This window comes from Allostigmatella hybrida (genome assembly GCF_020103775.1).
In the GTDB taxonomy this organism is placed as follows: Bacteria; Myxococcota; Myxococcia; order Myxococcales; family Myxococcaceae; genus Hyalangium; species Hyalangium aurantiaca.
The window spans coordinates 1,024,076-1,045,238 of record NZ_JAHXBH010000001.1; the positions used below are offsets into that span (position 1 = coordinate 1,024,076).

At 69.7% G+C, this 21,163-nt stretch carries 18 protein-coding genes and 2 pseudogenes; 10 read left to right on the top strand and 10 right to left on the bottom strand.

Going from position 1 to position 21,163, the window contains the following annotated elements; all coding sequences use genetic code 11:
• Positions 1-9 precede the first annotated feature (9 nt).
• The 4 genes from KY661_RS04125 to aroF are packed head-to-tail and all read right to left on the bottom strand — an operon-like array spanning position 10 to position 3,469.
• Positions 10-636, bottom strand: a complete 627-nt coding sequence (locus tag KY661_RS04125; RefSeq protein ID WP_075007424.1) for a phosphoribosylanthranilate isomerase — start codon at positions 634-636, stop codon at positions 10-12.
• Positions 633-1,412, bottom strand: a complete 780-nt coding sequence (locus KY661_RS04130; RefSeq protein WP_225408934.1) for an indole-3-glycerol phosphate synthase TrpC — start codon at positions 1,410-1,412, stop codon at positions 633-635. The genes KY661_RS04125 and KY661_RS04130 overlap by 4 nt, the downstream gene beginning before the upstream one ends.
• A complete protein-coding gene (gene trpD, locus KY661_RS04135) occupies positions 1,409-2,437 on the bottom strand; it encodes an anthranilate phosphoribosyltransferase (RefSeq protein WP_225408935.1) in 1,029 nt (342 codons plus the stop codon). The genes KY661_RS04130 and trpD overlap by 4 nt, the downstream gene beginning before the upstream one ends.
• A 6-nt stretch (positions 2,438-2,443) precedes the next feature.
• A complete protein-coding gene (gene aroF / locus KY661_RS04140) occupies positions 2,444-3,469 on the bottom strand; it encodes a 3-deoxy-7-phosphoheptulonate synthase (protein WP_225408936.1) in 1,026 nt (341 codons plus the stop codon).
• Positions 3,470-3,898: 429 nt separating this feature from the next.
• Here aroF and KY661_RS37685 point away from each other — a divergent pair.
• A pseudogene (locus KY661_RS37685) lies at positions 3,899-4,210 on the top strand (CPBP family intramembrane glutamic endopeptidase); the annotation flags it as partial.
• Positions 4,211-4,268: 58 nt separating this feature from the next.
• Here KY661_RS37685 and htpG read toward each other — a convergent pair.
• Positions 4,269-6,231: pseudogene (gene htpG / locus KY661_RS04150) on the bottom strand (molecular chaperone HtpG); the annotation flags it as partial.
• Between the two features lie 135 nt (positions 6,232-6,366).
• Between htpG and KY661_RS04155 the strand changes: the two are divergent.
• From KY661_RS04155 to KY661_RS04180, 6 genes are all read left to right on the top strand, one after another.
• Entirely contained in the window at positions 6,367-8,076 is a 1,710-nt protein-coding gene (locus KY661_RS04155; RefSeq protein ID WP_225408939.1) for a dipeptidyl-peptidase 3 family protein, read from the top strand.
• Positions 8,077-8,165: 89 nt separating this feature from the next.
• Positions 8,166-8,903 carry a fatty acid desaturase gene (locus KY661_RS04160; RefSeq protein WP_225408940.1) on the top strand — a complete coding sequence of 246 codons (738 nt, stop codon included), beginning with the start codon at positions 8,166-8,168 and terminating at the stop codon, positions 8,901-8,903.
• A gap of 11 nt (positions 8,904-8,914) precedes the next feature.
• Positions 8,915-9,934: a protein-methionine-sulfoxide reductase catalytic subunit MsrP gene (gene msrP / locus KY661_RS04165; RefSeq protein ID WP_225408941.1), complete on the top strand. Its 1,020-nt coding sequence runs from the start codon at positions 8,915-8,917 to the stop codon at positions 9,932-9,934.
• A 3-nt stretch (positions 9,935-9,937) separates the two neighbouring features.
• Positions 9,938-10,558, top strand: a complete 621-nt coding sequence (locus KY661_RS04170) for a protein-methionine-sulfoxide reductase heme-binding subunit MsrQ (protein WP_225408942.1) — start codon at positions 9,938-9,940, stop codon at positions 10,556-10,558.
• A 104-nt stretch (positions 10,559-10,662) separates the two neighbouring features.
• The gene (locus tag KY661_RS04175; RefSeq protein ID WP_225408943.1) at positions 10,663-11,817 is read left to right on the top strand and encodes a hypothetical protein; all 1,155 of its coding nucleotides are present in this window, start codon (positions 10,663-10,665) and stop codon (positions 11,815-11,817) included.
• A 110-nt stretch (positions 11,818-11,927) separates the two neighbouring features.
• A complete protein-coding gene (locus KY661_RS04180) occupies positions 11,928-12,593 on the top strand; it encodes a DUF4142 domain-containing protein (protein ID WP_225408944.1) in 666 nt (221 codons plus the stop codon).
• Positions 12,594-12,681: 88 nt separating this feature from the next.
• On the opposite strand, the gene KY661_RS04185 is transcribed toward KY661_RS04180, so the two are convergent.
• The 3 genes from KY661_RS04185 to KY661_RS04195 all read right to left on the bottom strand — a co-directional run bounded on the left by KY661_RS04185 (position 12,682) and on the right by KY661_RS04195 (position 17,727).
• Positions 12,682-15,837, bottom strand: a complete 3,156-nt coding sequence (locus KY661_RS04185) for an efflux RND transporter permease subunit (RefSeq protein ID WP_225408945.1) — start codon at positions 15,835-15,837, stop codon at positions 12,682-12,684.
• Between the two features lie 9 nt (positions 15,838-15,846).
• Positions 15,847-17,070: an efflux RND transporter periplasmic adaptor subunit gene (locus tag KY661_RS04190; protein WP_225408946.1), complete on the bottom strand. Its 1,224-nt coding sequence runs from the start codon at positions 17,068-17,070 to the stop codon at positions 15,847-15,849.
• A gap of 207 nt (positions 17,071-17,277) precedes the next feature.
• Positions 17,278-17,727 (bottom strand): DoxX family protein, encoded by a 450-nt coding sequence (locus KY661_RS04195; RefSeq protein WP_225408947.1) that lies wholly within the window; start codon positions 17,725-17,727, stop codon positions 17,278-17,280.
• A gap of 162 nt (positions 17,728-17,889) precedes the next feature.
• Between KY661_RS04195 and KY661_RS04200 the strand changes: the two genes are divergently transcribed.
• Positions 17,890-18,291, top strand: coding sequence for a winged helix-turn-helix transcriptional regulator (locus KY661_RS04200; RefSeq protein WP_225408948.1), 402 nt, complete (start codon positions 17,890-17,892; stop codon positions 18,289-18,291).
• A gap of 3 nt (positions 18,292-18,294) precedes the next feature.
• On the opposite strand, the gene KY661_RS04205 is transcribed toward KY661_RS04200, so the two are convergent.
• Positions 18,295-18,750, bottom strand: a complete 456-nt coding sequence (locus tag KY661_RS04205; protein ID WP_075007678.1) for a YaiI/YqxD family protein — start codon at positions 18,748-18,750, stop codon at positions 18,295-18,297.
• 162 nt (positions 18,751-18,912) lie between these two features.
• Here KY661_RS04205 and KY661_RS04210 point away from each other — a divergent pair, with 162 nt between their 5' ends.
• Positions 18,913-19,836 (top strand): pirin family protein, encoded by a 924-nt coding sequence (locus tag KY661_RS04210; protein ID WP_075007444.1) that lies wholly within the window; start codon positions 18,913-18,915, stop codon positions 19,834-19,836.
• Between the two features lie 8 nt (positions 19,837-19,844).
• Positions 19,845-20,633 carry a biosynthetic peptidoglycan transglycosylase gene (locus KY661_RS04215; protein ID WP_225408949.1) on the top strand — a complete coding sequence of 263 codons (789 nt, stop codon included), beginning with the start codon at positions 19,845-19,847 and terminating at the stop codon, positions 20,631-20,633.
• A gap of 18 nt (positions 20,634-20,651) precedes the next feature.
• Here the strand turns inward: KY661_RS04215 and KY661_RS04220 are convergent, their stop codons facing one another.
• Positions 20,652-21,128, bottom strand: a complete 477-nt coding sequence (locus tag KY661_RS04220) for a response regulator (RefSeq protein ID WP_225408950.1) — start codon at positions 21,126-21,128, stop codon at positions 20,652-20,654.
• Between the last annotated feature and the right edge of the window lie 35 nt (positions 21,129-21,163).

The following is a 21,163-nucleotide window of genomic DNA, read 5'->3' on the forward strand; positions in this document are numbered from 1 at the left end:
CCCTGAAGCTCACAGTGCCTTGGCAGCGCGAATGAACGTCCGCACCGCGTCCACATCCTTGATACCCGGGCGGGACTCCACCCCACTCGCCACGTCCACCCCGTAGGGGCGCGTGGCGCGGACCGCCTCGGCCACATTGGCCGGCGTCAGCCCGCCCGCCACCAGCACGGGCACGCCCGCATCCGTCAACCGCGCCACCAGGCTCCAGTCGAACGTCACGCCGCCGCCCCCGTAGCCGGGCGCCGCGCCGTCCAGGAGCAGCGCCGCCACATCCCCCACGCCCACGTACGTCCGTGCCCGCTCCACGTCCTCTTCGCCGCGCACCCGCAGGGCCTTGATGATGGGCACCCCGTAGCCGGTGCAGGCCTCGGGAGGCTCATCCCCGTGGAGCTGCACCGCGGTGAGGCCGCACTCGCGCACCCGCGCGAGGATGGTGACCGGCGTCTCGTTGACGAAGACGCCCACCACCGCGCCCAGCGCGGGCCGGGTCTTCGCCAGGGCCGCCGCCGTGGCGGGCTCCACGTAGCGGGGCGAGCGGGGGTAGAAGTTCAGCCCCAGCGCGTCCGTACCCGCATCCCACGCCGCACGGGCATCCTCGGGCCGCGTCACCCCGCAGATCTTCACCCGGACGCTCACCGCGTGCCGTCCCCGGCGGCCAGCAGCCGCGCCAGGGCCTGGCCCGGGTCCGCGTTCCGCAGGAGTGACTCGCCCACGAGCACCGCGTCCGCGCCGGCCGCCTGCGCCGCCGCGAAGTCCGCCGCCGTCTTCAGCCCGCTCTCGGCCACCAGCGCCCGGGAGCGCGAGCGCAGCCGGGGCATCACCCGGAGCGCCGTGGCCGTGTCCGTGCGCAGCGTGGACAGGTCCCGGTTGTTGATGCCCACCAGCTCCGCGCCCGCCGCCAGCGCCCGCTCGGCGTGCGCCGCCGTGTGCGCCTCCACCAGGGCCGCGATCCGGCACGCCTTCGCCGTGGAGAGCATCTCCCGGAGGAGCCCGTCCTCCAGCGCGTCCGCGATGAGCAGCACCGCGTCGGCGCCCATCGCCGCGCTCTCCTCCACCTCCTGCGAGGCCACGAGGAAGTCCTTGCGCAGCACGGGCAGGCGGATGGCGGCGCGCACCTGCAACAGGTCCTCCACGCTGCCGCCGAAGTCCACGTCATCGGTGAGCACGCTGATGGCGCTGGCGCCCCCGGCCTCGTACCCCCGGGCCACCTGGACGAGATCCTGATGGGGGAAGGGGCCGCCCGAGGGGCTGCGCCGCTTCACCTCGGCGATGACGTTGATGACCGCCTCCGGGCGGCGCTGGAGCAGGGCCGCCGTGAAGTCCCGGCCCGGAGGGCGTACCCGGGCGCCCAGGGGGGCGCGCGCGGCGAGCTCCCGGCGCTTGCGTGCGAAGATGTCCGCGAGCAGATTCATTCCTGTTTCTCCGAGACGGCTCCCTGAATGAGTGCCGCGAGCTTGCGCGCCGCGGCCCCGGAGTCGATGGACTCCGCGGCCCGCTGGACGCCCTCGCGCAGATCGGCTGCTTTTCCCACGACAACGAGCGCGGCCCCGGCGTTGAGCAGCACGGCGGTGCGCACCCCGGAGCGCTCTCCGTCCAGCAGCGCCCGGAGCATGCGCGCGTTCTCCGGCGCGTCCCCGCCGGCGATGGCCGAGGGCGGCACCCGCTCCAGCCCCACGTCCTCGGGGACGATGGTGAAGATGCGCACCGTGCCGTCCTCGCGGAGGTCCGCGACATCGGAAGGGCAGCAGGGGGAGATTTCATCCAGCCCGTCCTGGCCGTGGACCACCCAGGCGCGCTGGCTGCCCAGGCGCTTGAGCACGCGCGCCGTCTGCGACAGGCGCTCGCCGGCGAAGGTGCCCAGGAGCTGGTAGCGCGCCCCGGCGGGGTTCGTCAGCGGCCCCAGCAGGTTGAAGAGGTTGTGGAACCCCATCTCCCGGCGGGCCTGCGCCACGTGCCGCATGGTGCTGTGGTGCGCGGGGGCGAAGAGGAAGCCCAGCCCATGCTCCTCGATATCGCGGGTGATGGACGCATGGGGCCGGTTCATGGGCAGCCCCAGGGCCTCCAGCACGTCCGCGCTGCCGCAGCGGCTGGAGATGGCGCGGTTGCCGTGCTTGGCCACCGTGACCCCGGCCCCCGCGGCCACGAAGGCCACCGCGGTGGAGATGTTGAAGGTGTGGGCGCCGTCGCCGCCGGTGCCGCACGTGTCCAGCACCACCTCGGCCTTGACGGGCAGCTTCGCCGCGCGCTCGCGCATGGCCTCGGCGGCCCCGAGAATCTCATCCTCGGTCTCGCCCTTCATCCGGAGCGCGGCGGCCAGCGCGCCCACCTGGGCGGGCGTGGCCTCGCCGGCCAGCATGACGCCCATGACGGCGGTCATCTCCTCCCGGGTCAGGTCGCGCCGGCCCAACACGATGCCCAGCGCCTCTTTGAGTGTCATGGGGGCCTATCCTAGCCTTGCGACATCGCGCCCAATGGCTCCGGCAATGGCCCGTACCTCGTCCATGGCCTTTTCGAACTCGGGGAAGTCCAGGGTTTGGTGGCCATCCGAGATGGCCCGCGGCGGGTCCGGGTGGACCTGCACGAGCAGGCCGTCGGCGCCGGCCGCCACCGCGGCGCGCATCAGCGCGGGCACCGCCTTGCGCATGCCGATGCCGTGCGAGGGATCCACGAAGACGGGCAGGTGGCTCAGGGACTTGAGCATCGGCACCGCGTTCAGGTCGAGCGTGTTGGGCGTCATCGTCTCGAAGGTGCGGATGCCGCGCTCGCAGAGGATGACGCGGGTGTTGCCGCGGGCGACGATGTACTCGGCCGCCATCAGCACCTCCTTGAGGGTGGCGCTGATGCCGCGCTTGAGAATCACCGGCTTGCGCACCTCGCCCACGGCCTCCAGCAGCGCGTAGTTCTGCATGTTGCGCGAGCCCAGCAGGAGCACGTCGGCCACCTCGGCCACCTGGGCCAGCGTCGCCGTGTCCTTCACCTCGGTGACGATGGGCATGCCCGTCTCCCGGCGCGCCTCGGCGAGCAGCGCCAGCCCGTCGTGCTTCAGCCCCTGGAACTCATAGGGGCTCAGGTGCGGCTTGAACGCGCCGCCGCGCAGCAGCGTGGCGCCCGCCTTCTTCACCCCTTGCGCGGTGCCCACAATCTGGTCGCGCGTCTCCACGGAGCTGGGGCCCGCGATGACGTGGATCGACTTGCCGCCCAGGGTGAGCGAGCCCACCTGGAACTTGCTGTCCTCCGGCTTTACCTCGCGGCTGACGAGCTTGAAGGGCTGGGAGATGAGCACCGCGTCCGCCACGCCCGGCAGCACGCGGAAGGGCTCGGGCTCGACGACGCCCCGGTTGCCGGTGATGCCGATGGCGGTGCGGGTGCCTCCGGGAATGGCATGCGGTTGCCAGCCGCGGCGGCGGATCTCCGCATTGACCTGTTCGATGTCCTGGGGTGTCGCATCCGGTCGCATCACGATCAACATGGGGCGCTTGTCTCCGCTGCTCCCGCGCGGAAGTTCCGGCGGGAGGACTCGTGGGCCGCGTGGCACGGGAACCAGGGAGGGCGCCTCCTGGCGGAGTGCTCACGGGGGTGCGAGTGTCCCTTGCGGCACAGAAGCAAATCAAGTGACGTTGAAGGCTTTCACTCTTGACGGTTGGCCGCCTGTGGTCAGAACAGGGGAGGAAGTGTGGGTGAAGCGTCTACGCACCGGGAATGGACGGTGGCCGCGAGCGTGACGGCGCTCGTCTGGGCCGTGCTCGTCCAGCTTCGCTTCCCGGGCTTCTACCTCGTCGCGCCGCTCTACTGCCTGGGGTGGCTGGGGCTCTCGTGGAAGGCCCTGGGGGCTCCGCGCGTGCGGCGCCCTGCCTCCTTCGGGAAGGAGGTGCTGCTGGGCGCGGCGGTGGGGGCAGGGATGGTGGGCGTGTCGCTGGCGGTGGCCTGGGGGCTCTGCGAGGGCGCCGCGTGGCCCTTCTGCCAGCCGGTGGAGACGCTGACGCAGCAGGCCAAAGGGGTGAGCGCCGCGGCGCTGCTCGGCGTGGGGCTGCTCGTCGTGCCCGCGGAGGAGGTGTTCTGGCACGGCGTGGTGCAGACGGCGCTGCGGCCGAGGGTGGGCCTGCTGGCGCGCGTGGGGCTGTCCACGGGGCTGCTGGCCCTGTCCTACCTCCTGGTGGGCGCGTGGGAGCTGGCCCTGGCGGCGCTCCCGACGTTCCTCGTCTGGGGGTGGCTGACGGAGTGGCGCCAGACGCTCGTGGCCCCGCTGGTGAGCCACGGCCTCTGGACGGTGCTGATGATCGCCCTCCTCGGTTAGAGGAGGGCGAGGGGGCCTCAGGCCTGCGCGGCCACCTGGGTGAGCAGGGCCGTCATCCGCCGGGCGAAGCGGTTGGGGTCCTCCAGCCCGCTGCCCTCGGTGAGCAGGGCCTGGTCGTGCAGCAGCTCAATCCACTCGGTGAGCCGCTCGGACGTCGCATCCTTCTCCTGCAGCTTGCGCAGGTGCTCCACCACGGGATGCGTGGGGTTCACCTCGAGGATGCGCTTGGCGCGCGGGGCGGCGCGGCCGTTCTCGCGCAGGAGCCGCTCCAGGAAGGCAGGCGAGCCCCCTTCCGGGAGCACGAGGCACACGGGCGAGTCGGTGAGCCGGTCCGACACGCGCACCTCGCGCACGGACTCCTTGAGCACCTCCTTCATCCGCTCGGTGAGGGGCCCCAGGCCCTTGGCGTGCTCCTCCTGCTGCTTCTTCTCCTCCTCGGTGGCCTGGATCTTCAGGTCCGCCTGGAGCGCGGACACCAGCGGCTTGCCCGAGAACTCGTTCAGCCCCTGGGCGGCCCACTCGTCCACCGGGTCGGTCATGAAGAGCACCTCGTAGCCGCGCTTGGTGAGCGTCTCCATGTGAGGGGAGCCCTCCAGCGTTTTGCGCGACTCACCGTAGGCGTAATAGATGGCCTGCTGGCCTTCCTTCATGCGCGAGACGTAGTCGGCGAGCGAGGTGAGTCCCTCCTGGTTGCTGCTCTCGTAGCGCACCAGCGAGCCCAGCTTCTCGCGCTGCTCGCTGTCGGCGGCGAGCCCCTCCTTGAGGGTGACGCCGAAGTTCTTCCAGAACGTCTGGTAGTCCTCGGGCTTGTCCTTGGCGAGCTTCTCCAGCTGGTCCAGCGTCTTCTTCACGACGTGCTTGCGGATGGCGCGCACCACGGCGGAGTCCTGGAGCAGCTCGCGCGAGACGTTGAGTGGCAGGTCATCCGAGTCCACCACGCCGCGCACGAAGCGCAGCCAGGGCGGCAGAATCTCCTCGCAGTCGTCCATGATGAACACGCGCTTGACGAACAGGCGCACGCCGCGGCGCTTGCCGGAGGCGTCCATGTCGAACGGCTTGCGCTTGGGCACGAAGAGCAGGCCGGTGAACTGCTGGTTTCCGTCCGTCTTGAAGTGCGTCCACGTGAGCGGCGGCTCGAAGTCGTGGGTGAGCTGCTTGTAGAACTCCTGGTACTTCTCGTCGGTGAGCTCCGACTTGGGGCGCTGCCACAGGGCGCTCGCCTTGTTGACGGTCTCCAGCGCCGTGGTGACCGTCTTCTGGCCCGTCTGCGCGTCGATGACGTCGGTGGTCTTCTTCACCTGGAGCTGGATGGGGTGGCCGACATAGTCGGAGTACTGGGTGATGAGCTGGCGCAGGCGCCACTCGTCCAGGAACTCCTTCTGGTCCTCCTTCAGGTGCAGGGTGACGGCGGTGCCCCGCGCGGCGCGCGTGGCGGGCTCCACCGTGAAGGTGCCCTTGGCCTCGGAGGTCCACCGCCAGGCCTGGCTGTCGGCGCCGGCCGCGCGGCTGACCACCTCCACCCGGTCGGCGACGAGGTAGGCGCTGTAGAAGCCCACGCCGAACTGGCCGATGAGGTTCACGTCCTTCTGGCCGCGCTGGGAGAGCAGCTCCAGGAACTCGCGCGAGCCCGAGTGGGCGATGGTGCCCAGGTTCTTCACCAGCTCGTCGTGCGTCATGCCGACGCCGGTGTCCTCGATGGTGAGCGTGCCCTTCTCCGCATCCGGGAGGATGTGGATTTCCAGGGCCGCCTGGTCTCCCAGCAGCTCCGGCTCGGTGATGGAGCGGAAGCGCAGCTTGTCCAGCGCGTCGGAGGCGTTGGACACCAGCTCACGCAGGAAGATCTCCTTGTGGCTGTACAGGGAGTTGATGACGAGGTGCAGCAGCTGATTGATTTCAGCCTGGAAAGAGTGGGTTTCCCGTGGGGTTTCGACGGACATGGGGCCTCCGGGCGCCCCGGTGGGGGGCTGCCTGTCGCGTTCCCCATAACCATCCCAGACGGCTTGTCGAGTCCGGAATGGGTGGGGAATTTTTCCCCGGTTGACGCCAGGGGGGAGGGGGGTATGACTCCGCCCATGACACGCACCCTCCTGTCCCTCCTCACGGCGGTGTCCCTTGCGGGGGCCGCCCAGGCCGCGGAACCCGCCGCCCCGGCGCTGCCCAACGCCGCCCAGCTCCAGCGGATGACGGCGCGCTTTGCCCCGGTGGACCTCAAGGCCGACCTGTCGAAGCTCCCGGAGAACGAGAAGCGGGCCCTGGCGAAGACCCTCCAGGCCGCCCGTCTGATGGACGTGCTGTTCCTGCGCCAGTCCTGGGTGGGCAACGAGGCCCTGTTGCTGGACCTCCTGAAGGACACGTCGCCCCTGGGCCGTGCGCGGCTGCAAGCCTTCCTGCTCAACAAGGGGCCCTGGTCCCGGCTGGACGAGGGGCGGCCCTTCCTGCCGGGCATCCCGGCGGAGCCCCCCGCGCAGGGCAACTTCTACCCCGCGGGCGCCACCAAGGAGGACGTGGAGCGCTGGGTGAAGACGCTGTCCGAGCCGCAGCAGCGCGAGGCGACGGGCTTCTACACCACGCTGCGCCGCGCGCCGGACGGCAAGTTCATCACCGTGCCCTACAGCGTGGAGTACCAGGGCGAGCTGTCGCAGGCGGCGCAGCTTCTGCGCGAGGCGGCGGCGCTCACGAAGCAGCCCACGCTCCAGGCGTTCCTCACGGCGCGCGCGGACGCGTTCCTGTCCAACGACTACTACGCCAGCGAGGTGGCGTGGATGGAGCTGGATGCCAGCATCGAGCCCACCATCGGGCCCTACGAGGTCTACGAGGACAACTGGTTCAACTACAAGGCCGCCTTCGAGGCCTTCATCACGCTGAAGGACGAGACGGAGACGCAGAAGCTGTCGCGCTTCAGCGGCGAGCTCCAGTGGCTGGAGGACCGCCTGCCCATCGACCCGAAGATGCGCAACCCGAAGCTCGGCGCCCTGGCCCCCATCAGCGTCGTCAACAGCGTCTTCTCCTCGGGCGATGCGAACCGGGGCGTGCAGACGGCCGCCTTCAACCTGCCCAACGACGAGCGGGTGACGGCGGAGAAGGGCAGCAAGCGCGTGATGCTCAAGAACGTGCAGGAGGCCAAGTTCCAGCAGGTGCTCAAGCCCATCGCCCAGGTGGCGCTGCCCGCGAAGGACCGCAAGGACGTCTCCTTCGATGCCTTCTTCACGCACATCCTCATGCACGAGCTGATGCACGGCCTGGGGCCGCACACCATCACCGTGAACGGCAAGCAGACCACGGTGCGCCAGGCGCTCCAGGTGGCCTCCAGCGCCACCGAGGAGGCCAAGGCCGACATCTCGGGGCTCTGGGCGCTGCAGCAGCTGGTGAACAAGGGCGTGCTGGACAAGTCCCTGGAGCGCACCATGTACACCACGTTCCTGGCCTCCGCGTTCCGCTCCATCCGCTTCGGCATCGACGAGGCGCACGGCAAGGGCGTGGCGCTCCAGCTCAACCACTTCCTGGACACCGGCGCGGTGAAGGTGAACGCGGACGGGACGTTCTCCGTGGTGCCCGAGAAGATGCAGGCCTCGGTGGAGAGCCTCACCCAGCAGCTCATGGAGCTTCAGGGCCGCGGCGACCGGGCCCAGGCCGAGGCGCTGCTGGCCAAGCAGGGCGTGGTGCGCCCCGAGGTGAAGCGCGTGCTCGACAAGCTCCAGAACGTGCCGGTGGACATCGCCCCGCGTTTCGTCACCGCCGACCAGCTCCTCCAGGAGTACGGCGCCGGAGCCGTTCAGAAATAAGCACGGGCGCTTGCCCGTCCGTTCTCCCGCCCGCCACGCCCTTCTTTTCCCGTGCATGGCGGCGGGGACATGGCCAGAACCACCCCTGCATGAGCGCTCGCGTCGACCATGGCCCCTGGGGGGTTCCCATCGCGCTGTTCATCCTCGGCGCGTGGGGTGGCCACCTCGTCTGGATGCTCACGGCGGACGGGCTCTCGGCCACCTCGCCGCTCGCCTGGCTGCACGTCCTGGTGCAGGGCTACCTGTGCACGGGCCTCTTCATCACCGGCCATGACGCGATGCACGGCACGGTGAGCCGCCGCCGGTGGCTGAACAACGCGGTGGGCACGGTGGCGTGCTTCCTCTTCGCGGGGCTCTCGTACCACCGGCTGGTGGTGAACCACCGCGCCCACCATGCGGACCCCACCAGCGAGAGGGATCCGGACTTCTCCACCCGCTTCCAGTCCTTCCTGCCGTGGCTGGGCACCTTCATGGTCCGCTACGTCACGGTGATTCAGTTCTCCGTGATGGCGGTGAAGTTCAACATCCTCTGGTGGCTGGGCGTGGACCAATGGCGCATCTGGATGTTCTGGGTGGTGCCCGCCGTGCTGGGCACGCTCCAGCTCTTCTACTTCGGCACGTACGTGCCCCACCGCCGCCCGGAGACGCCGGAGATGGCGCCCCACCACGCCCGCACCCTGCCGCGCAACCACCTGCTGGCCATGCTCTCGTGCTATTTCTTTGGCTACCACTGGGAGCACCATGAAGCGCCCTCCACCCCCTGGTGGGCCCTCTGGCGCATGAAGGACGCGCGGGCCTCGGTAACCGATGCGCGGCCTGTCGCGTAATCTCAAGACCCATGTCCGACAAGAAGGCTCCCCAGCCCCCCGAGTCCGAAGTCACCCCCGAGCCGCTCTACCGGCGGCGCCGTGAGTTCATCAAGAACGTGGGCCTCTTCGCCGGGACGGCCGCGGCCGTGGGAGGCGGCCTCTACCTGCTGGCGCCCAAGCGCGGCAAATCCCCGGAGCCGCCTCCGCCCGAGGCTGCCGGCAAGGCAGGGCCCGCCGAGCCGCCTGCGGCGCAGGCCAGCGCCGCCGGGAACCCCGCGGGCCCCTACGACACCACCGAGGAGCAGACGCCCTACGAGGACGTCACCTCCTACAACAACTTCTATGAGTTCGGGCTCGACAAGGGCGACCCGGCCCGCAACGCCCACACGCTCCAGACGCGGCCCTGGTCCGTCGTGGTGGACGGCGAGGTCCACAAGCCGCAGACGGTGGACATCGAGCAGCTCAAGGCGTGGTTCACGCCGGAGCAGCGCATCTACCGGATGCGCTGCGTGGAGGCCTGGTCCATGGTCATCCCCTGGCTGGGCATTCCGCTGGGCGAGGTGCTCAAGCGCGTGGAGCCCACCAGCCGCGCGAAGTACGTGGCCTTCACCACCCTGGTGAACCCGGAGCAGATGCCCGGCCAGAAGCGCCAGGTGCTCGACTGGCCCTATGTGGAGGGGCTGCGCCTGGACGAGGCGCTCCACCCGCTGACGCTGCTGGCCACGGGGCTCTATGGCCGCGAGCTGCCGCCGCAGAACGGCGCGCCCCTGCGCCTGGTGGTGCCCTGGAAGTACGGCTTCAAGGGCATCAAGTCGATTGTCCGCATCACGCTCACCGAGCGGCAGCCGCCCACCACGTGGAACCTCGCCGCCGCCAACGAGTATGGCTTCTACGCGAACGTGAATCCCGCGGTGGACCACCCGCGCTGGAGCCAGGCCACCGAGCGGCGCATCGGCGAGTTCCGCCGCCGGCCCACGCTGCCGTTCAACGGCTACGCCGAGCAGGTCGCCTCCCTCTACGCGGGCCTGGACCTGCGCGAGAACTACTGAGCCATGGCCTCTTCTCCATTGCCCTGGCTCAAGCCCGCCGTGCTGGTGGGAGGGTTGAGCCCCCTGGCGCTCCTGCTCGTGCAGGGGCTGCAAGGTGAGCTGGGCGCCAACGTCATTGAGGTGGTGCTCAACCAGACCGGCCTGCTGACGCTGGTGTTCCTGATGGCGTCGCTGGCGTGTACGCCGCTCAAGCTGCTCTTCGCGTGGACGTGGCCCATGCGGCTGCGAAAGCTGCTGGGGCTGATGGCCTTCGCCTACGCGGTGCTGCACTTCCTCACGTATGCCGTGGTGGATCAGGGGCTGGCGCTGGGCCGCATCTTCCAGGACGTCACCGAGCGGGGCTTCATCGCCGTGGGCTTCCTCGCGCTGATGCTGCTGGTGCCCCTGGCGGTGACGTCCACGAACGCCTCCGTGCGGCGCCTGGGCTTTCCCGCCTGGCAGCGCCTGCACCGGCTTGTCTACGTGGCGGCGGTGCTGGGCGTGGTGCACTTCGTGTGGCGGGTGAAGAAGGATCTCACCGAGCCGCTCATCTTCGGAGCAATCCTCGCCCTGCTGCTCGGCATCCGGGCCGTGGAGGCCGTGCGCAAGCGCCGCCGCGTCCGGTCCACACCGCGTCACGCCTGACTTTCTTGAATTTAAGTTAAATCGAGATTAGGCCGTCGCCCGTGGGCGGACGGGTGTCCAGCCCACACCCCGTCTCGTCTCAAGAAAGCGCCGGAGTCTGATCCATGAGAAGCCTCATCCCCGCTGCCGCCTTCGCCGTGCCCTTGCTCGCGTCCGCCACGGCCTGGGCGCAAGTTCCCCCCGCCACCTGGCAGGAGCACTGGTTCGAGCACAACCAGGTGGTGACCCGCGTCTTCCAGGACAATGACGTGGCCATCTACTTCGACAAGGACGTGGACCGGTCCATCACCTGGCCGAACGCGTATGTCGGCGCGGTGTGGCGCTACACGAAGAAGACCTACGGGCACTTCGGCGCCTCCCCCCACCTCTACGCCATCTTCCATACGGCCAAGTACAGCGGCGGGCACCCCTCCACGTACTTCGACACCAGCCACGACTCCCGGAACGTCATCGACGTGGGCTCCAACGCCACCAACGCGTGGATCTCCGGCGCGGGCAATGACCTGGACCTCGTCACCCACGAGGTGGCCCACATCGTGGAGGGCGCCTCGAAGGGCACCCAGCGCTCGCCCGCCTTCGGCATCTGGGGCGACAGCAAGTGGGCGGAGATCTTCAACTACGACGTGTACCTGGCGCTGGGCCGCACCGCCGATGCCAACCGGTGGTTCAACCTGATGCAGAACGCGACGGACAACTTCCCCCGCGCCAACACGCACTGGTTCCGCGACTGGTTCCACCCCATCTACAAGAACTACGGCGGCGCCACGGTGCTCAACCGCTACTTCGTGCTGCTGGCCCAGTACCTGCCGAAGAACGGCAGCGCCTACGCGCGTGACTTGAACTGGGGCGAGTTCGTCCACTTCTGGAGCGGCGCCGCGGGCGTCAACCTGAAGACCCTGGCCACCTCCGCCTTCGGCTGGCCCGTCGAGTGGGAGAACCAGTTCGTCCAGGCGCAGCGGAGCTTCCCCTTCACCTACGCGAACCCCGGCCCCTCGGTGGTGACCCTGTTCCAGGACATGAACTACGGCGGCTATGGCACGAGCTTGCCCGTGGGCCGCTACACCCTGTCGGCCCTGAGCGCCTGGGGCATCCGCAATGACGACATCACGTCCCTGAAGGTCTCCAGCGGCTACAAGGTGGTGTTCTACGCGGACGACAACTTCACCGGCGCCACCCTCACGAAGACGGCGGACGACGCCTCGCTGGTGGACGACGGCTGGAACGACCGGGCCACGTCCCTCGTGGTGAGCGCGAACTAAAGACGTCTCCTTGCCCCTCCCCGCGGGGAGGGGCGAGCCCTGCCCGCGGTGTTGTCGCGGGCGCTGGCCTCCCCCCACATTCACGCAGTTCTTCGCAGGAGGGGGTCACGATGAGCTGCAAACGGGGAATGGGTTGGAAGGTGTGGGTGGTGGGGGGGATGGCCGCGCTGTCGCTGGGGACCACCGCGTTCGCGAACGACGGGGCCAAGAAGGAAGCGCAGCGCATGGGCAAGGCGGAGGCGAAGAGCGACGCCTACCTGGACCAACTGGCCCTCTTCAACGCCAAGCAGGTGGCCATGGCCGAGCTGGCGCTGCAACGCGCTCAAAGCCCGGAGGTCCGCGAGTTCGCCCAACACCTGGTGCAAGACCACCGGCAAAACTCCGATGACTGGATGGCCTGGGCGGGCAGTCAGGACATCGAGATGATGGTGGCCGATCTGTCCATGCCGATGATGGGCACGGGCGGCTCGGGCACGGCCGGCATGGAGGACAAGGCCTACGGCGAGGAGATGAAGAAGGCCGGCAAGCACATGGACAAGCGGACCATGGAAGCCCAGAAGGAGCTCGACAAGCTCGGCCAGAAGGAGGGCATGGACTTCGACAAGGAGTTCCTCTCGCGCGTCATCGATGACCATGAGAAGGGCCAGAAGATGATGGGCAAGGGGGAGAAGAAGTTCGCGTCGGATCCCGCCTTCGCCAGCCTCATCGCCAAGACGGACTCGATCATGATGGGCCACATCACCGAGGGCAAGCGCCTCAAGGACAACATGAAGTGAGTGCCTGACAGGGCAAGGCCGCGGCCGCATCCGGTGTCTCCGGGTGCCCCGCGGCCTCGTCCTTGTTTCACCTGGAGCTGTTCCCGGCTCAGGCCTCCTGCGGGGTAGGCGCCGGGCCCGCGGGGTGCTCCTTCTTGCGGCGCTTCAGGACCCGCTCGCGCCCCGCTTCCACCAGCACGTACAGCACGGGGATGAAGATGAGGTTGATGAAGGTGGACAGGAACATGCCGCCGAACACCGCCGTGCCCAGGGACTTGCGGGCCGCGGCCCCCGCCCCCGAGGCCAGCACCAGCGGCAGCACGCCCAGCAGGAACGCGATGGAGGTCATCAGGATGGGGCGCAGCCGCGTCTCCGCCGCCTGCACCGCCGCGTCCACGATGGACTTGCCCTCGCCGCGCAGCTGCTCGGCGAACTCCACGATGAGGATGGCGTTCTTGCTCGCGAGGCCCACCAGCATCACCAGGCCCACCTGGCAGAACACGTCGTTGGGCAGCCCGCGCAGGTTCTGGAGCCCCAGCGCCCCCAGGATGGCCACCGGCACCGAGAGGATGACCACCATGGGCAGCGCGTAGCTCTCGAACTGCGCCGCCAGCACCAGGAACACGAAGACGATGCCCAGGGCGAAGATGAGCAGCACCTGGCCGCCGGCCTGCTTCTGCTCCAGCGAGATGCCCGTCCACTCGTAGGTGTAGCCGGGCGGCAGCGTCTTCTGGGACACCTCCTCCATCGCGTTCAGGGCCTCGCCCGTGCTGACCCCCGGCGCCTGCTGGCCGTTGATTTCAGCGGACCGGAACAGGTTGTAGTGGCGGATGGTCTGCGCGCTGGTGATGGGGTTGATGGTCACCAGGCTGTCCAGCGGCACCATGCTCCCGTCGCCGGCGCGCACGTAGAAGGAGCCGATGTCCTTCGGCTCGTCCCGGAAGGGCGTCGCCGCCTGCACATAGACGCGGTACACCCGGTTGGCGAAGGAGAAGTCATTCACGTACTGGCTGCCCAGGTACACCTGGAGCGTGGAGAACAGGCTGTCCAGCGAGATGCCCAGGGACTTGGCCTTCTCGCGGTCCACCTTCACGTCCAGGAGCGGGGTGTCCGCCGTGAACGTGGAGAACACGCCGCGCAGCGCCTCCGACTGGTTGGCGGCCCCCGACAACTGCTTCGTAACCTGGGCCAGCTCCTCCAGGGAGCGCTCGCCCTGCTGGTCCTCCAGGATGAACTGGAAGCCGCCCACGCTGCCCACGCCGCGGATGGCCGGGGGCTGGAAGGGCAGCACGCGCGCGCCGCTGATGGCGCTCAGCGGGCCGCGCAGCCGCTCCACCAGGCCCGCCACGCTGCTCTCCTGCTTCTCGCGCTCGGACCAGGGCTTGAGGCTGACGTAGAGCGTTCCGTAGTTGGGCCCGTTGCCCTGGAACGAGAAGCCGCCGATGGTGAACAGGGTGTTCACCTCGGGCTGCTTGCGCAGCACCTCCTCGGTCTTCAGGAGAATGTCCCGCGTGTACTCCAGTGAGGTGCCCTCCGGCCCCTGCACGGAGACGATGAAGTAGCCCTGGTCCTCGTCGGGGATGAAGCCGGTGGGCGTGGCCTTGTAGACGAGCACCGTGAGCCCCACGAGCAGGACGAACACCCCCGCCACCACCCAGCGCATCCGGCCGAGCAGCTTGCGCAGCAGCCAGTCATAGCCCCGGCGCGTGGCGTTCAGCCCCTGGTCCACCCAGCGGAACACCCGCCACTTGGAGCCATGCTGCGGGCGCAGCAGCCGGGCGCACATGGCCGGGGACAGGGTGAGCGCGCACAGCGCCGACAGGGCGATGGAGAAGGCGAGCGTGAGCGCGAACTGCCGGTAGATGGCGCCCGTGGTGCCCGGGAAGAAGGCCACCGGCACGAACACCGCCGAGAGCACCAGCGCGATGGCCACCACGGCGCTGGCCACCTGCCGCATGCCCTTGGAGGTGGCCTCGCGCGCGTTCAGCTTCTCCTGCTCCATGACGCGCTCGACGTTCTCGATGACGACGATGGCGTCATCCACCACGAGGCCCGTGGCCAGCGTCAGGCCGAACAGCGTGAGCGTGTTGAGCGAGAAGCCGAACAGGGACACGAACGCGAAGGTGCCCACCAGGGACACCGGCAGCGTCAGCGCGACGATGAGCACGCTGCGCCAGCCATGCAGGAAGATGAACACCACGAGCACCACCAGCGCGATGGCCTCGGCCAGCGTGGTCAGCACCTCCTCGATGGAGGCCTCCACCGCGAGCGTCGTGTCCGTGGACACCTGGTACTTCATCCCCGGCGGGAAGCGGTCCTTGAGCCGCTCCAGCTCCTTCACCACGCCCTCGCGCACATCCAGGGCGTTGGCCTCGGGGAGCTGGAAGATGCCCAGGCCCACCGCGTCCTGCCCGTTGAAGCGCAGGAGCTGCCCGTAGTTCTCCGCCCCCAGCTCCGCGCTGCCCACGTCCTTGAACCGCACGAGCTCGCCGCTGGCGCCGCGCTGGATGATGAGGTTGCCGAACTCCGCGGGCTCGTTCAGCCGCCCCTGGACCCGGACGCTGAGCTGGTAGGACTGGTCCGCGGGGGAGGGGGGCTGGCCCACCTGGCCCGCGGCCACCTGGAAGTTCTGCTCGCGCAGCGCCGCCACCACGTCCTGCGCCGTGAGGCCACGGGCCGCCAGCTTCGACGGATCCAGCCACAGCCGCATGGCGAAGCGCCGCTCGCCGAAGATGCGGACATCGCCCACGCCGGGCACCCGCCGCAGCGAGTCGCGGATGTAGACGTCCGCGTAGTTGCTCAGGAACTCGCGGTCGTAGCGCTGGTCGGGATCGAACAGGCCGAAGGTCATCAGGAGTTGCGTCTGGGCCTTGTTGATGGTGAGGCCCACGGCGTTCACCTCGGCCGGCAGGCGCGCGGAGGCCGTGGACACGCGGTTCTGCACGTCCACCGCCGCCAGGTCCACGTCGCGGCTGGGCTCGAAGGTGAGGGTGATCTGACTGGTGCCGTCATTGGTGCTGCTGGAGGAGATGTAGCGCATGCCCTCCAGGCCGTTGAGCTCGCGCTCCAGCACGGTGGTCACCGCGCTCTCCACCACCTCGGCGGAGGCGCCCAGGTAGGTGGCCTGCACGGTCACCTGCGGCAGGGCCAGGTTCGGGTACTGGGCCACCGGCAGCGAGGGAATGGAGATGGCGCCGACCAGGACGATGATGATGGACAGAACGGTGGCGAAGACGGGCCTGCGGATGAAGAAGTCCGTGAACATGCAGAGCCCTCACTGTCCCGCGCCGATGCCGCCGCCCACACCCGCATCACCGCCGCCGCCCACGCCCTCCCGGCGCTCCGGGTGCGGCTTGGGCTCGATGGGCTGGCCGTTCTGGAGCAGCTGTAGGCCGCTCACCACCACCTTGTCGCCGGCCTTGAGCCCCTCGCGGACCTCGTAGGCGTTGTCGGAAATGTCCCCCAGCGTCACCGGGCGCCGCTGCGCCGCGGGCCCGCCGCCGTCGCCCTCGGCCACGACCCAGGCGAAGCTCTGGCCGCTCTGCCGGGCCACCGCGTAGGTCGGCAGCCGCAGGGCCTCGCGCACGTCGAACACCACCCGGACGGGGACGCGCTGGCCCGCGCGCAGGCCCACCTCGTTCTGGAAGGTGGCCTTGATTTCCACCAGCTGCGTCTGCGGATCGGGCGTGGGCGAGACGAAGAAGACGGTGGAGGCCGCCACGGGCTCGTTCTTCTCGCCCAGCACCTCCACCTCCGTCTGGCCCGGCTTCACCTCCGCGGCGCGCTCGGCGGGCAGCGCCACGGAGATCTCCAGCGCCTGGCTCTGGTCCACGCGGGTGATGGCCGTCTGGGGCGAGATGAAGTCGCCCACCTTCACGGGGATGTCGCCGACGATGCCGGCGAAGGGGGCCTTCACGTTCGTGAAGCCCAGTTGCACCGCCTGGGCGGCGAGCTGGGCCGAGACGGCGCGGGCATTGGCCTCGGCCGCCCGGGACTGCGCCACCGCCTGGTCATACTCCTGCCGGCTCATGAGCCCCTCGCGCACGAGCTGCTCGCTGCGCTTGAGGCTGCGCTGGGCCAGCTCCAGGTTGGCCTGGGCCGAGGCGCGCTGGGCCTGGACGCCCTCGAGCAGCGCCCGCCCCTCGCGGGGATCCACCTGGATGAGCACCTGGCCGGCCTCCACCTTCTGGCCGGGTTTCACCTCGATGCTCTGCACGTAGCCGGTCGCCTGGGGGTACACGGTGACGCTGGTGCGGGAGATGAGCGTGCCCAGGTAGTCCTGCGTCTCCCGCATGGGGCCGGGCTTCAGCTCCACCACCTCCACGGCGGCAGGTTTGCCCTGGCCGCTGCCACCGTCCTGCCCGCCGCTGGCGGCCTTCTCGTCCTTGCTGCAGCCCGAGAGGGCCACCACCGTCAGGGCCGTCCAGGCCACCGTGCCGCGAAGGGACGCCAGCGTCCAGAGTGCCCGCCGCCCGTTGATACGACTCACCCGCTGCATGCCGCCTCCCCAGCCCACGCCGCCACGCCGCCACGCTCCAGACGCCGCGAGCAGGGAAGCGGCCAAAGAACCGCTCTCAGATGTAGGTATTGCCCCCCCGGCGGGGCCACCCGGGGAGGGGGGGGCCCTTCGCCTGGAGAACAGAGGCCTGGCGGCTCTGCTCAGCAGTGGATGGAGCGGCCCGTGGGGTGCTCCGGGGGCAAGCGATCAGGCGTGCTGGGGCACGCGCGAAGCTGTCCCCGGGTGCAGGGTTGCGCGCCGCGCATCCAGGCTCAACGCGCCCGGGCCCGAGATCGCCTGGGCGAGCAGGCCGCCGATAAGGCTCAGGTTCTTCATGAAGTGGATGAGGTGCATCTGGCGGGCCTCGCCGGTCTGCGCCCAGAAGGCGTGCAGGGTGAGGGAGACGGGGACCAGGAAGGCCACCAACATCAGCGCGCCCCACGAGGTCCGGTACCCCAGCAGCAGGGACAGCCCCCCGGCCAGCTCCGCCGCCGCCGCCCCCGCAAGCAGCAGGTTCGCCAGCGGCAGACCCTGGCTCGCCATGTGCGCCGCCGTGTGCTCCCAGTTGCCCAGCTTGCCCAGCCCACTGATGACGAACAGCGAGCCGAGCAGCACCCGGCCCACCAGCGACACCCACTTCGTATTCACGTTGTTCACGGGACCCGCTCCTGGCACTTCCCTGAGGGAAGCGACTGTTTTTGAGATAGCCCATCTATAACCGTGGGCTTTCGAATGGCAATGAACTTTCTTTTGGAAAGCCCGTGGCCCTGGAGAAAGAGGGTGGCGCGGGGCAGGCCTCCGCCCCATGATTGGAGCACCATGCAGGACCCTGCCCACGCTCTGTGCCCCAGCATTCAGGCTGCGCTCGACATCCTGGGGCGGCCCTGGACGGGCTTCGTGCTGGTCAGCCTCCAGAATGGGCCCTTGCGCTACAGCGAGCTGGCGGCCCGGCTGCCGGGGCTGGGCGACAAGACGTTGTCTGCCCGGTTGAAGGAGCTGGAGGCCAAGGGGTTCATCTCGCGCCGGGTGCTCCCGGAGCCGCCCATCCGCGTGGAGTACGCGCTCACCCCCAAGGGCACCGCGTTCCGGGCCGTGATGGAGGCCATCCACGACTGGGGCCAGCAGTTCGGCGGCGATTCCGGCCGCGCAGCCCCGGCGGAGCCCAAGGCGGCCCCGGCGAGCCTGCCCAAGCGGGCCCGCTCCCAGCGCAAGGCGGGGTGAGCCTCAGGGCTTCTTGCGCAGCCGGGTGAGCTCCCGGTCCAGCGCGGCGGCGAACTGCTGGCGGTCCTGGGCGGAGAAGCCTCCCGGGCCGCCCGTCATCACCCCGCTCTCGCGCAGCTCCTGCATGAAGTTCCGCACCGAGAGGCGCTCGGCGATGTTCTCCTCGCTGAAGAGCTCGCCGCGCGGATCAATCGCCACCACGCCCTTGGGGACGAGCAGCGCGGCCAGGGGAATGTCCTGCGTGATGGCGAGGTCTCCCGGCTGGGCCGCCGCGGCGATGTGGCCATCCGCCACGTCGAGCCCGGCGCCCACCTGCACCGAGGAGACGAACTCCGAGCGGGGCAGGTTCAGGCGCTTGTTGGCCACGAAGACCGTGGGCACCTGGAGCCGCTGGGCGGCCCGGACGATGATGTCCCGCACGGGTCCTGGACAGGCATCGGCATCGACCCAGATCTTCATGGTCCGCGCATCCTCGCGGATTCCGTCCGGGTGGGCGAGTCCCGTGGCATTGGGATGTCCCATGGAACAATGTGTCCCACCTGGGGTGGCTGGTTCCCGGCGGGGGCTGCCCCCATCATGCCGGCATGAGGGCCCGCTTCCGGGGCCCGCGAGGAGCGACACATGAGCTGGGACGCGGACGAGACACGGCGGCACCCCGCGCTGGAGACCCTGATCGTCACCCGGACGCGGGAGATCTCCGATGGGTTCGACGTGCGGCGGGCCCTCCCCTCGATGCACCGGCGGATGGTGGGCCCCTTCATCTTCCTGGACCAGATGGGGCCCGCGGTGTTCCAGGGCGGCAAGGGGCTGGATGTCCGGCCCCACCCGCACATTGGCCTGGCCACCGTCACCTACCTGCTGCAGGGGGAAGTCCTGCACCGGGATGGCCTGGGCACCGTGCAGTCCATCCGGCCCGGCGAGGTGAACTGGATGACGGCGGGGCGCGGCATCGCCCACTCCGAGCGCACCGGCCCGGAGTCCCGGGCCTCGGGAGGGCCGCTGTTCGGCCTTCAGGCCTGGGTGGCGCTGCCCAAGCAGCACGAGGAGACCGCCCCGTCCTTCGTCCACCACGAGGCCCACACGATTCCCTTCCTGGAGGGCGAGGGCGTGCGGATGCACCTCATCGCGGGCTCGCTCCACGGGAAGCGCTCCCCGGTGAAGACGTTCTCGGAGATGTTCTACGCGGACGTGGCGCTCCAGGCGGGCGCGCGCCTCCCGCTGCCGGCCGGGCACGAGGAGCGGGCCCTCTACCTCTTCGAGGGCACGCTGGAGGCGGACGGCATGGTGTTCGGTCCCGGCGAGCTGCTCGTCTTCCGGCCCGGCGCGGAGCTTGTTCTCAAGGCCCCCCAGGCCGCGCGCATGGTCCTGCTCGGGGGCGAGCCCATGGATGGGCCGCGCTACATCTATTGGAACTTCGTCTCCAGCTCGAAGGAGCGGCTGGAGGTGGCCAAGGCGGACTGGCGCGAAGGCCGCTTCGCCCCGGTGCCCCAGGAGACGGAGTTCATCCCCCTGCCCGACGAGCCCACGCCCGTCCGGTATCCGTGAGGGGGCCGATGCGCCGGAACGTGGGCAAGGTGCTGGCGGTGGGGGTGCTGGGGCTCGTGGCCTTCGCCACCTTCGAGTACCTGCGGCTGCCCGAGGCCGGGCCCCTGGTGGATCAAAACCCGAAGACGACGGCGCTCATGGAGCAGCGGGCGGCCGAGGCGCACGAGGCTGGGCACAAGCCACGGCAGCGCCAGCACTGGGTGAGCCTGTCGAGCGTGTCCAAGCCGGCCATCGACGCGGTGCTGCTCTCGGAGGACGCGGGCTTCTATGTCCACCAGGGCGTGGACACCGTGGAGCTGAAGCGGGCGCTCACGGAGGCGTGGGCGGAGGGGGAGCTGGGGCGGGGCGCTTCGACGCTCACGCAGCAGCTGGCCAAGAACCTGTGGCTGTCCACGGACCGGAGCCTGCTGCGCAAGCTGAAGGAGCTGGTGCTGGCGCGGCGCCTGGAGAAGGCGCTGACCAAGAACCGCATCCTGGCGCTGTACCTGAACGTGGTGGAGTGGGGCAACGGCGTGTACGGCATCGAGGCCGGCGCCCGCGAGCACTTCGGCATCTCCGCCTCGCGGCTCTCGGTGGCCCAGGGCGCCGTGCTGGCGGCGATGCTGCCCTCGCCCCGGAAGCGCCCGGTGTCCTCTGGCTCGAAGGCGCTGCGCAAGCGGGCCTTCTGGATCATCGATCAGATGGAGACCTTCCAGCGCATCTCCTCCGCGCAGGCCCAGGCGGCCCGGACGGAACTGGCCCAGCTGCTCGATGGGAAGGCCGCCTCCGGAGAAGGGGACGGCGAGGACGCGCCTTGAGGGGACGGGCGGCCGCGGCTACAGGTTGCGCGGCAGGATGGTGTCCACCAGCGTCATCAGCTGCGCGCAGCTCACCGGCTTGCGCACGAAGGCGTTGATGCCCGCGCGCTGGCCCAGCGCGCGCACTTCCGACACGTTCGGATCACCCGTCATCATCAGGATGGGCGTGCGCGCGATGCGCGTATCGGGGTGGGCGCGCATGGCCTCCGCCAGCTCCGCGCCGCTCATCCCATCCATGCGGTAGTCCGTCAGCACCAAGTCCACCGCGCCCTGCTCCAGCAGCTGCAGGGCCTCCTCGCCGGACTCGGCCTCCACGTACTCGAAGCTGCGCGCCATCAGGTAGATCTTCAGCAGCGTCCGGATGGAGCGGCTGTCATCGACCAGGAGGACCCGCTGGGGAGCCCCCGGGGCGATCTTCAGCCCGGGACGGGAGGTTTCAGCGGCGGGGCGGGAGCCGGGGACAACTGCGATGGAGGTGAATGTAGCAGCTGTCATGGGCCGTCCCTCGTTCAGGTGTCACCCTGAACTGC